Source organism: Streptomyces sp. YGL11-2 (assembly GCF_050054615.1).
In the GTDB taxonomy this organism is placed as follows: Bacteria; Actinomycetota; Actinomycetes; order Streptomycetales; family Streptomycetaceae; genus Streptomyces.
In genome coordinates, this window is record NZ_JBNHIN010000103.1 from 1 (window position 1) to 10,371 (window position 10,371).

The following is a 10,371-nucleotide window of genomic DNA, read 5'->3' on the forward strand; positions in this document are numbered from 1 at the left end:
CGCGAACCCGCGGAATTCGCCCCCACCCCACACCATCAGGCGACCACAGAACGACTCAAAGGCTCACGAACCGCCCACTGAGAGCGCCTGGCAGTAGGCGTCATTTCAGGCGCTTGGTGGTTGGGCGGCCGTCCCAGCGGTAGCGCGGGGTCGCACGGCGGATGAGCGTACGCAGTGTGACGATCGCAGCGGACAGGTAGAGGTGGAAGTCCACGGCCCGGCTGCGCTTTTCGGTGCAGCGCCGTAGCTTGCCGAAGCCATTCATCCACGTGTGGCTCCGCTCCACCACCCACCTCTTGCCGGCCTGGACTGGGGCGGGGACGCCCTTGCGGGCGATCTCGCTGGTGAAGCTCAACTCCGCGAGCGCGCAACGGGTCTTGTCGCTGTCCTAGCCGCGGTCCAGGTTCACGTTGACTTGATCGGGAAGCCCGCCGACCTGCTCGTCGGCGGCCTTGAGGGTGGGCACGAGCAGCGGGGAGTCGTGGCGGTTGGCCCCAGCCAAGACGATGCCCAGAGGAACACCGGTGCCCTCGGTGGCCACCGAACGCTTCAGGCCCTGCTTGCCCCGGTCCACCGGCGAGCGCCCGGCGGCCTCGCCGCCGCAGGGCGCCTTGGTGATGCAGCCGTCAACGGACAGTTCGTCGAGCTCCAGGCCGATCATGCGGTCGTACGCCTGAAGGGCGAGCGCGTGGATCTGCTCGGCTACCCCGAGCTGGGCCCAGTACGTGACGCGGCGTCTGATCGTGCGGTCCGAGCAGCCGGGACCGGCGATGCGCTCGTAGCCGGAGCCGTGTACGAGGGCGGCGATGACGTGATCGAAGACGACACGGTCGGGGACGCGCGGGTTGTGGCAGCCGAGCGGGTGCGTGTCGACGCGCTCGGGCAGCAGCGCCGCGAACTGGTCCCACAGCGGTTCGAGCACGCATGATGGAAGGACAGGCACGAGCCCTCCGGTGATCACTGAGTGTAGGACTCCATGATCGCCTGGGCTCGTGCGTGCTCGGTCTCCGGCGCCCGCTAGGCCACCCAGCGCGCCTGCTGCCGGGCGCTCCTATGGCAGCGTGGTGGTGTCGATCGCTTGGATCTGGTTTGAGTCGTGGTCCGAGACGAGCAGGGTCTTTGCGTCGGGGCTGAGGGCGAACTCCCGGGGGAAGGCGCCGGTTTGGATGCGTCCGAGGTTGGCTGGTTTGCCGGTGAGGGCGGCCCGGGTGTCGACCACGGTCAGTCCGGTGGTGGCGCCTGGGGTGTGGAATCGGTTGGTGTCGGCGGTGATGATGCGGCTGCCGCCTCGTACGAAGGTCAGTCCGACGGGGGCGGTGCCGACCTGGACGGAGGTCAGCAGGGCGTGCTGGGGGTCGGTGGTGAGTTTTGCGGCGTCGAAGGCGAGCAGGGCGTTGCTCTTGCGGGCTGTGACCCATACCGTCTTCCCGTCCGGTGAGGGGGCTACCCGTACGGGGTTGCATCTGGCCAGGACGCTGCCACGCAGGGCCTTTTCCGGAGTCGCTTCCAAGGTGGCGAGGTCGATGACGCTGAGCTCGCCGTGCTTGCCGCCTGCTGTCGGTTTCTGGCTCGGGGCGACCTCGCTGGTCGCGTACAGCCAACGACCGTTGGGGGAGATGGCGGTGCCGACCACGGCTTGACCCAGGGGCAGGCTGCCGATGAGGGAGCTTTGGCCGAATCCACCGCGAAGTGCCTTGCGCAGGTCGAAGACCTCGATGTCGCCGCGGTGGCCGGTGCTGGCGTCACCGTATTCCTGGCTGACGAAGGCATAGTGGTCATCGGGTGAGACCGTCACCTCGATCGCGCTGGTCCCGGCCGTGCCGGTGAGCGTTCCCAGCACAGCCCCCGGCGCTCCTGCCGCAGCCTTGGCCGCGTCCACCACGATCGCTCCGCTGCCCGCGGCGATGAGCAGTTCGCGTCCGTCATGGGTGAGGGCGACGCCGGTGGCGCCTTCCTTCCCCACGCTGGCGGCCGGAAGCGGAATCTTGCGTAGGAGCCGGGGCTGGGTGCTGTCTGTGGACAGCACCCCGAGTTCCGTCTTCAACGCGGCGAAGGCGATGTGGCCCGTCCGGGCGTAGACCAGTCCGAAGGGCCGGGCCGGGACGGTCAGACTCGCGGTGTGGACACCGCCCAGCTGCGACTGCGCTGGTGCGGCCGAGGACTGACACGAGGGCTCGGATGCGGACGAGGCCGGCGGGAGGGCTGCTGCGGAGAGCGCCGACGAGCTGGTACGGCTACTTGGGGCACTGTCCTTCCCCGCGCATGCCGACACGCCCAGTCCCACGGTCAGCGCCAGCGCCAATGACCACAGTCGTTTTCCTGAGAAGTCCATCACGCTTCCCCTCTCTCACCTTGGAAACTACGGCGATGATGGCGGAAAACCTTGTGGATTCTCTGTGGAAAGCAGAGGGCGCCACCCGTTCCGAAGGCCCTTTGTCCCGTGACAAGCTACGGCGCTGCACCGAGAGGCGCAGTCGGGCCGTGGACTTCTACCTCTACCTGTCCGCTGCGATCGTCACACTGCGTACGCTCATCCGCCGTGCGACCCCGCGCTACCGCTGGGACGGCCGCCCAACCACCAAGCGCCTGAAATGACGCCTACTGCCGGGCGCTCTTAAGCGCTACGTCGCCCGAGAGGGTTTCGACCTGGTCGGGCCCTCACCATCAGGGCCCCCGTCATAGGGGCAGCCGTGACGACGTCGCAGATCCTGGTCGACGGCGTCCAATGCGAGCGGCACCCTGCCCGCCCCCCCGGGTCGTGCGGGCCGAGGGTGCGAGGCGGTTGGCCGACGGTGCGCGTCAGGGACCGGTGGGCCGGCTCGGGTCGGAAGTGGTTCGGCGCAGTTCTTCGTTGAGTCGCTGGGCCTCTTCGAGCTGGTCCTCAAGGATGACGATGCGGCAGGCGGCCTCGATCGGGTTGCCCTGGTCGACGAGTTCGCGCGCGCGGGCGGCGATGCGCAGCTGGTAGCGGGAGTAGCGGCGATGGCCACCTTTGGAGCGCAAGGGGACGATGAGGCGCGCTTCGCCGACCGCCCGCAGGAAGGCGGGCGTGCTGCCGATCATCTCCGCAGCGCGGCCCATGGTGTAGGCGGGGTAGTCGTCGTCATCGAATCTGTCGGTGGCGCGTGAGGGGGTCTCTCGGGTCATGGAACCTCGTCGTAGGACGCGTCGAGGGCCCTGATGCCATACGGCACCGAGGCCCCGGGGGTTTTCCACACCATCTGGTATTGCTGTCGTGCTCGCGGCGGTTCGTGTCTGCCGCGCCTCATTGACTTCGTTGACTACGAGAGAAATGCTAACTTTCCGAAGTGAGAATGTCTACTGCGGTCAATGGAGATTTCCCTCGGATGCAGCAACAGGGCCAGTTAGAGGCGAGCGTCGGTGTCGAATATCTAATGCCGCAACTACAGAAATGACCACCCGCGGGGTAGGGGTTTTGCGCTCTCGGAAGCGTCGGGCGCATGCCCTGTCTCGTGCTCTGTGCATGGCCGCCAGAGCCGTGCTAACGTCTATTTCAGTTGCAGTTGTGGTACCCGAAAACTTCAAGTGCGCTCGCCGTCGTACACGGTGAGAGGACTTATGTATTTTCCGGCGTTATTTCCGGCGGGGTGATCATCGCGGCGACACTGGGGCCTACATGGTGTGGGCTCCGGGCACTGCCCCGAAGGAGATATGACATGGCTACTGGCACCGTGAAGTGGTTCAACGCGGAAAAGGGTTTCGGCTTTATCGAGCAGGACGGTGGCGGCGCCGACGTCTTCGCCCACTACTCGAACATCGCCACCCAGGGCTTCCGCGAGCTGCAGGAAGGCCAGAAGGTGTCCTTCGACCTCACGCAGGGCCAGAAGGGCCCGCAGGCCGAGAACATCGTTCCCGCCTGATCGCTGACGCCGACGCGTACGCCCGTGGCTGGGGGCCGCACCTTGGGTGCGGGCCCCAGCTCGTTGCTTGGACGTTTTCCGTTGTGCGCCACAACGGCCGCGCAAGCGGCGCTGGGCAGCCTGTTCGATCGCTGCCCCTATGGCGACCACTGGGCCGGCATGTTTCCGCCCAGTTTTGTTTCATCTTTTTTCATCGGTTCGTTCTGGCGATTCTTTGTGTGCGGCTTNGGCGCTGGGCAGCCTGTTCGATCGCTGCCCCTATGGCGACCACTGGGCCGGCATGTTTCCGCCCAGTTTTGTTTCATCTTTTTTCATCGGTTCGTTCTGGCGATTCTTTGTGTGCGGCTTATTTCCGCCGGGAATTCCTCGACGTACCGCATCGAGGAAGGTTCTTCATGAACCGCACAGCACGTTCGAAAGACCGCCCGTTCCGAGCCCGCTCCGCCGACTCCGGCCGCGGCGGCCGCTCGCAGCCGTCGAACCGCTCCGGTGGCAACAGGCGCCGCCCCGCCGCACGGCCGGGAGAGTTCGCGCCGCCCGTCACGCACACCCCCGCGCTGCCGCCGGCCGAGACCTTCGCGGAACTGGATATGCCGCCTGCGCTGCTGGCGTCGCTGGCCGCCGAAGGGGTGTCGGTCCCGTTCCCGATCCAGGCCGCCACACTGCCGAACTCGCTGGCCGGACGCGATGTGCTGGGCCGCGGGCGCACCGGCTCGGGCAAGACGCTCGCCTTCGGTCTGGCCCTGCTGGCCCGCACCGCCGGCCGGCGCGCCGAACCCGGCCGGCCCCTGGCCCTGATCCTGGTACCCACCCGGGAGCTGGCTCAGCAGGTCACCGACGCCCTCACCCCCTACGCCCGGTCGCTGAACCTGCGGCTGGCCACCGTCGTCGGCGGGATGTCGATCGGCCGGCAGGTCAGCGCGCTGCGCGGCGGCGCAGAGGTCGTGGTCGCGACGCCGGGACGGCTCAAGGACCTCATCGAGCGCGGTGACTGTCGCTTGAACGAGGTCGGCATCACCGTGCTGGACGAGGCGGACCAGATGGCCGACATGGGCTTCATGCCTCAGGTCACCGCCCTGCTCGACCAGGTCCGGCCCGAGGGGCAGCGGATGCTCTTCTCGGCCACCCTGGACCGCAATGTCGACCTCCTGGTCCGGCGCTATCTCACCGACCCGGTGGTCCACTCCGTAGATACCTCGGCGGGCGCCGTCACCACGATGGAGCACCACCTGCTGCACGTCCACGGCGCCGACAAGCACGCCACCACCACGGAGATCGCCGCCCGCGAGGGACGGTCGATCATGTTCCTGGACACCAAGCACGCCGTGGACAAACTCACCAAGCACCTGCTGAAGAGCGGTGTCCGCGCCGCCGCCCTGCACGGTGGCAAGTCCCAGCCGCAGCGCACCCGCACCCTGGCCCAGTTCAAGGCCGGACAGGTCACCGTCCTGGTGGCCACCAACGTCGCCGCCCGCGGCATCCACGTCGACAATCTCGACCTCGTCGTCAACGTCGACCCGCCCAGCGACCACAAGGACTATCTGCACCGCGGCGGCCGCACCGCCCGAGCCGGCGAGTCCGGCAGCGTCGTCACCCTGGTCCTGCCCGACCAGCGCCGCGAGATGGACCGCCTGATGGCCCACGCCGGCATCACTCCGCAGTCCACCAAGGTCCGCTCCGGCGAGGCCGCGCTGAGCCGCATCACGGGCGCCCGGACCCCCTCCGGAATTCCCGTCACCATCACCACCCCCGTCGTCGAACGCCCCAAGCGCAGCGGCTCCTCCACGTGCGGCCGCCGCAGCCGCTCCGCCCAGGCCCGACGCTCCGCGGGAGCACCCCGAACCGGGACCCCCGCGTCCGGGCGACGGACCCCTCCTGGCGCTGCCGCCTAGGGCCGGTACGGACGGCCGCTCTCGCCCCTGGGCGTCCTCATCCTCACCCGTTGCCCCCTCCCCGCTCGGGCCGGCGATCCGTTTCCGGCTTCTCTTCGACCCCGAAAGAGGCATCATGCGCTGTGTCATCGCCCGCTTCCCCTTCGACCTGATCAAGACCGAGGTGCAGGATGCGATGAAGGGCATCACGCCCGAACCCATCGCCGGTGAGTCCGTGCTCATCGGCCGCCGCCACTACCCGGTCAAGCAGGTCGGGGAGATCATCACCGGACAGGATCGCCGGGACTTCACCGCCGGCGAAGTGACCCGGGCCCTGGGCCGTCTCGGCTTCGAGTGCCGCCCGGCTGAAGCGCTCGCACCCCCGGCCTCCCTCACACCGCTGGAGGCGGCGTCGGCCCGGCTGGGAAACCCGCCCCGGGCCTGACCTGTCGCTGCGAGTGGGAACGTAAGGGAACGCAAGACGGCCAAGTCGGCTGACGGCGGCTTCAAGTAGGGAGTCATCGCGACGTTCGGTGGTGAGTTCCGCGGCGACGGTGACCTTCCCTTCCTCCGCGTCGCGGCTGAACACCGAGCGCAGCCGGAAGCCTGGCCGGGCGACGGCCTGGAGGATCAGGGCTCTGATGTGTGCCTCCTCCGGTTCGGTGCACACTGCCTCGAAGTAGTAGTCGGTGGCGACCTCTGGCTACGGCGGTCCGGATACCTGCCACGCCCTGAACTGCGCACTGCCGCGCCCCGAGTTCACCGGCATGTCGATCCTGCTGACCGGCAACGGGGGCGCCTACCCGCCCGGTGTGGTCACCGTCGACATCGACTCACCCGGAATGCTGGGCTTCCACTGACGGGCCGCGCGGGCCAAGTGCCGACAGGTGCGCCTGAGGCCGTTCAGTTGGCGAACGCACCCTTGTTCATCGCTGCCCGGCCGGTCATTCATGGCTGGCCGACACCGCGCCCGTTCCGTGGACTTCGCGCCCAGGGAGAGCGTCCCGGGACGGTCGATCACCGGACCGTCACCACGTGGGACAAGGCGGCCGAGGCGGCGATCACCGCCGCACACCTCAAGGCCAGCATGCAGGCCCTGGACGAGGGCTGAACATCCTGGTGACAGGGACCACACCTCGAATCCCGCCTCTGGCAATGGGCATACACTGCAGTGGTGTCGGGCAGGTCCCTGCTCCGTCCGATCACCTGTATTCAACCCTCCGCGGCCGAGCCAGAAGGCTCTGCCCCCGGATTCCGGCCGGCTCGTGACACGGTTGGGAGCCGGACCCGGTCGGATGCCCCAGCCGGTTGCGCGGTGACAGGTAGCGGTCCTCGGCCGATCCGGCCCTCCGGCTCGCACGCAGATCTCCCCCTGCGGGGCCCGCTCGTATTCCCGCGTTACGCCCGCCGGTGCTCCGGCTCCCGCGCCGCATGTGCACCGCACAGCGCCGAAGCGGTCGGCACCGGCCGGTCAGCACGACCCCGGCGCCGCCGGGTCATGGTCATCAACGCGGTCTCTGGTTCGCTGTCACCCTGCCTTCAGGCCGGGCACGCGCAGTGCGCCACTGGCCGCCTTCGAGGGGATAGTTGTGAAGCTGAGTGCACTGCTCGACGGGCACGACCACCATGTTCTCCAGGGTGACCTGGGAACGCCGATCAGCGCGGGGATGACCTTTGACGTCCGCCAGGTGACGTCAGGCTCGCTGTACATCGCGGTCCCGGGCCACGAGGAGGGCGGTCCCGGGCGCATCGCAGAGGCACTGGAGCGGGGAGCGGTGGCCGTGCTGGCACAAGACGGCGCCGCGCCGTCCGGGACGCTGTCCGGGCGCGTGTGCGTGGTGGGGGTGGCCGATATCCGGGCAGTCGCCGCGGTCGCCGCCTCCCGGTATTACGGGCATCCTGGCCGTGCGATGGACGTGGTGGCGATCACGGGTACGAACGGCAAGACCTCCGTCTCGTACATGGTGGAGTCGGCCCTGCGGATCGCCGAAGGCGCGAAGGTGGGCGTCATCGGCACTTCGGGCAGTCGGATCGGCGGGCGGAAGATTCCGATGCCGAGGTCGGTCCTGACGACCCCGGAATCGCCGGACCTCCAATACCTGCTGGGTCACATGCGCGACCGGCATACGGGCAGCGTGGTGCTGGAGGCCACTTCCATGGGCCTGCTGCAGCGCCGACTGGACCATGTGTTCATCAACGTCGGCGTCTTCACCAACCTGACCCAGGATCACCTCGACGACCACGGAAGCATGGAGAACTACAAGAACGCCAAACTGCGCCTCTTCGAGGGGCTGTGCGACCGCGCGGTGGTCAACGCCGACGACCCCGTCAGTGCACAGATCCTGGCCTTGATGCCCGGCGCGGTGACCACGTACGCCGTGGACGCGTCGGCCGACTACCGGGCGACCGACCTCGTTGTGGATGCCGTGGGCAGCCGATTCACGCTCCACCACGACGGGCGCAAGTACCCCGCAGCGATCCCCGTACCGGGCCGCTTCTCGGTCGCGAACGCGCTGGCCACCCTGGCGGCATGCCACGTGCTCGGCCACGACCTCCAGGCGCTCGTCAGTGCCCTGGACCGGATGCCGCCCACCCCCGGCCGGTTCGAGCGCTACCGCACTCCGCAGGGCGCCTGCGTCATCGTGGACTACGCGCACTCCCCGGATTCGCTGGAGAAGGTCCTCGCCACGATCCGCAGTTTCGCGACCGGCCGGGTGATCACCGTCTTCGGCTGCGGCGGCGACCGGGACATCACCAAACGTGCCGCCATGGGAAAGATCGCCGGGGAGCATTCCGACCTGTGCGTCCTCACCTCGGACAACCCGCGCAACGAGGACCCGGAAACCATCCTGGACCAGATCACCCCCGGTCTCGCCGCCACCGGGACCCCCTTCCGCCGGGAGGCCGACCGCCGTACGGCGATCCGCTACGCGCTGTCCGCCGCGGAACCGGACGACATCGTGCTGATCGCCGGAAAGGGCAGCGAGCCGTACCAGATTATCGGTGAACAGCTGCTCCCCTTCAGCGACATGGCTGTCGTCCGCGAGCTCTGCGGGTAACCCAGGAAAGTCCCGCCGCTCCCCCTCATGACGCGGCAGGCCACCACAGAGGGTTGCCGCGTCTCTACCGTGGACAGACCAGCCCCCACGGCCACCCATCGCGAGCCCGCCGAACAGGCCGCGGAGGAGGCCCGCAGCCGCACCGCCGAGCATCTTCTCGTCCAGCGTGGCACCGCCTGGCTCACCGCCCACGTGGCATCAGGCCCTGCGACGGGCTGCCTGTCTGTGCCCCGGACTCCTATCTCTGACCCACGTATCTCTGACCCACGGTGCAAAGTAGGGCCGGGCGAGAGCGTGTCGGCGAAGGCGACGCCCGGACCCACCCTGGTGAGCGCCAGGGCCACCACAAACCCGCCGTCGGCCCCATGCCGAGCATCGACGACTCGGCACGAGAGCCGGTGACTGGCAGGGCAGCGGTTGAGGGCACGCAGATGGTTCCCCGCGGATCAGGCGGTCAGAGGGTCCATCAGCTTGTGACGGACCCTCGCCGCAGTACGGTTAACGAGCGGTGGAGCAGTAGCTGTGGGTCTCTTGGGACGTCATCGGCGCTTCATCCGCTACGAGGGAAGGTGTGCGCTCCTGCATGGCGGCGAAGATGTGGTCGAGGAGGTAGTAGTTGTAGCCGACGCCGCTGTTGTTGTACCGCTTGACGAACAGTGATCCTTCGACTGACTTCATGTGCTTGATGGCCTTGACGAATCCGGCCATCCGGGGCTTGATCGTGGCGTTGAGTTCTTCCGTGGTGCTGGTCTCCCAGTTCCAGGACCGGGCTTCCTCGTACTTGGCCTGGATCGCGCCCTTGACCGCGACGTCGAACGGGCTTCCTCCTGCCTCGGCCCCCAACGTGACACCCGTCGTTATGGTGTAACTCCCGCCGTATTTCCGGGAGACGGCATACTTGGCGCCGAGGTTCTCCGTCTTGGAGCAGTTGTACTTCTTCTCCGAGACGACCTCCGGCGCCGTATCGAACGTCTGAGGCGCGTTCCCATAGGGCGTGAACGTGCAGCTGCTGGCGTTCTTCTGGCAGTAGGCGATCAGTTCGCCGGCCAGCTTCGGGTTCTTACTGGCGTCCTGGCCGTGGACCTCGTCCGCGTGTGCGGTCACCGGCGTGAGGAGCGTCAACGCCGCAAAGGGGGCCAGGATCGCGCTCACACGCTGTGCGGTGCGCTTGGACCGTCGCTTGGCTCCGCTCCGTTGGTCTGGACGAGCAGGGGTTGTGCGCAGTGTGGACACGTGGGTCTCCTTAATCTATCGGGAACTTGCTGGGAACTGCTCGGGCGTTGACCGCGTGGCGGTCGCGCCGCTATTCAGACGGCTTTTGGGGCGTTGTTCGGGGTGGGCTCGCGGCGCTGCGGCTTCGCGAACGGCACCCCGACGCGGCCCGGTCGGCAGCCCCCGCCACCACCGACCGCCAGTCCAGCCCGAGGCCGGCCAGGTAGACGAACCAGTCCTTCAGATCGTGGGCGTACGCCTTGACCGTGTGAGCTTCCCCCGGCGTGCGGGAGGTGTTGATCAGCTGGTCAGAGAGGGTTGACGGGTGTTCAGGTTCGTCGGTTCGGC

The 10,371-nt window shown here is 68.0% G+C and carries 10 protein-coding genes and 3 pseudogenes; 7 read left to right on the forward strand and 6 right to left on the reverse strand.

All coding sequences use genetic code 11. From position 1 onward, the window contains the following. Nucleotides 1-100: 100 nt before the first annotated feature. Together ACO1BR_RS42935 and ACO1BR_RS42940 are read right to left on the reverse strand one after the other, a co-directional pair. A pseudogene (locus tag ACO1BR_RS42935) lies at nucleotides 101-943 on the reverse strand (IS5 family transposase). 108 nt (nucleotides 944-1,051) lie between these two features. Next, complete coding sequence (locus ACO1BR_RS42940; RefSeq protein ID WP_426800558.1) at nucleotides 1,052-2,332, reverse strand: YncE family protein; 1,281 nt, start codon at nucleotides 2,330-2,332, stop codon at nucleotides 1,052-1,054. A gap of 113 nt (nucleotides 2,333-2,445) precedes the next feature. On the opposite strand from ACO1BR_RS42940, the pseudogene ACO1BR_RS42945 reads away from it, so the two are divergent. Beyond that, nucleotides 2,446-2,595, forward strand: a pseudogene (locus ACO1BR_RS42945) (IS5/IS1182 family transposase); the annotation flags it as partial. Between the two features lie 204 nt (nucleotides 2,596-2,799). Here the strand turns inward: ACO1BR_RS42945 and ACO1BR_RS42950 are convergent. Next, entirely contained in the window at nucleotides 2,800-3,147 is a 348-nt protein-coding gene (locus tag ACO1BR_RS42950) for a MerR family transcriptional regulator (protein ID WP_426800559.1), read from the reverse strand. A 530-nt stretch (nucleotides 3,148-3,677) separates the two neighbouring features. Here ACO1BR_RS42950 and ACO1BR_RS42955 point away from each other — a divergent pair. From ACO1BR_RS42955 to ACO1BR_RS42965, 3 genes are all read left to right on the forward strand, one after another. Beyond that, nucleotides 3,678-3,881, forward strand: a complete 204-nt coding sequence (locus ACO1BR_RS42955) for a cold-shock protein (RefSeq protein WP_426800560.1) — start codon at nucleotides 3,678-3,680, stop codon at nucleotides 3,879-3,881. 395 nt (nucleotides 3,882-4,276) lie between these two features. Beyond that, nucleotides 4,277-5,773 carry a DEAD/DEAH box helicase gene (locus ACO1BR_RS42960; protein WP_426800561.1) on the forward strand — a complete coding sequence of 499 codons (1,497 nt, stop codon included), beginning with the start codon at nucleotides 4,277-4,279 and terminating at the stop codon, nucleotides 5,771-5,773. Nucleotides 5,774-5,888: 115 nt separating this feature from the next. Continuing rightward, nucleotides 5,889-6,197 (forward strand): SCO5918 family protein, encoded by a 309-nt coding sequence (locus ACO1BR_RS42965; RefSeq protein WP_426800562.1) that lies wholly within the window; start codon nucleotides 5,889-5,891, stop codon nucleotides 6,195-6,197. Between the two features lie 51 nt (nucleotides 6,198-6,248). Here the strand turns inward: ACO1BR_RS42965 and ACO1BR_RS42970 are convergent. Continuing rightward, nucleotides 6,249-6,425: pseudogene (locus ACO1BR_RS42970) on the reverse strand (MgtC/SapB family protein); the annotation flags it as partial. Between the two features lie 16 nt (nucleotides 6,426-6,441). On the opposite strand from ACO1BR_RS42970, the gene ACO1BR_RS42975 reads away from it, so the two are divergent. From ACO1BR_RS42975 to ACO1BR_RS42985, 3 genes are all read left to right on the forward strand, one after another. Then, the gene (locus ACO1BR_RS42975) at nucleotides 6,442-6,612 is read left to right on the forward strand and encodes a hypothetical protein (RefSeq protein WP_426800567.1); all 171 of its coding nucleotides are present in this window, start codon (nucleotides 6,442-6,444) and stop codon (nucleotides 6,610-6,612) included. Nucleotides 6,613-6,659: 47 nt separating this feature from the next. Beyond that, nucleotides 6,660-6,863 (forward strand): hypothetical protein, encoded by a 204-nt coding sequence (locus ACO1BR_RS42980; RefSeq protein ID WP_426800563.1) that lies wholly within the window; start codon nucleotides 6,660-6,662, stop codon nucleotides 6,861-6,863. A 478-nt stretch (nucleotides 6,864-7,341) separates the two neighbouring features. Beyond that, nucleotides 7,342-8,811 (forward strand): UDP-N-acetylmuramoyl-L-alanyl-D-glutamate--2,6-diaminopimelate ligase, encoded by a 1,470-nt coding sequence (locus ACO1BR_RS42985; protein ID WP_426800564.1) that lies wholly within the window; start codon nucleotides 7,342-7,344, stop codon nucleotides 8,809-8,811. Between the two features lie 498 nt (nucleotides 8,812-9,309). On the opposite strand, the gene ACO1BR_RS42990 is transcribed toward ACO1BR_RS42985, so the two are convergent. Together ACO1BR_RS42990 and ACO1BR_RS42995 are read right to left on the reverse strand one after the other, a co-directional pair. Next, nucleotides 9,310-9,963 (reverse strand): hypothetical protein, encoded by a 654-nt coding sequence (locus ACO1BR_RS42990; RefSeq protein ID WP_426800565.1) that lies wholly within the window; start codon nucleotides 9,961-9,963, stop codon nucleotides 9,310-9,312. Between the two features lie 151 nt (nucleotides 9,964-10,114). Continuing rightward, nucleotides 10,115-10,371, reverse strand: a 257-nt coding sequence (locus tag ACO1BR_RS42995) for a hypothetical protein (RefSeq protein WP_426800566.1), incomplete at its 5' end; no start/stop codon positions are given.

What these genes read in the sequence shown, in the direction of transcription:
- ACO1BR_RS42950 (WP_426800559.1), bottom strand. Translation starts at nt 3,147, where the DNA reads ATGACCCGAGAGACCCCCTCACGCGCCACCGACAGATTCGATGACGAC.
- ACO1BR_RS42940 (WP_426800558.1), bottom strand. Translation starts at nt 2,332, where the DNA reads ATGGACTTCTCAGGAAAACGACTGTGGTCATTGGCGCTGGCGCTGACC.
- ACO1BR_RS42960 (WP_426800561.1), top strand. Translation starts at nt 4,277, where the DNA reads ATGAACCGCACAGCACGTTCGAAAGACCGCCCGTTCCGAGCCCGCTCC.
- ACO1BR_RS42965 (WP_426800562.1), top strand. Translation starts at nt 5,889, where the DNA reads ATGCGCTGTGTCATCGCCCGCTTCCCCTTCGACCTGATCAAGACCGAG.
- ACO1BR_RS42955 (WP_426800560.1), top strand. Translation starts at nt 3,678, where the DNA reads ATGGCTACTGGCACCGTGAAGTGGTTCAACGCGGAAAAGGGTTTCGGC.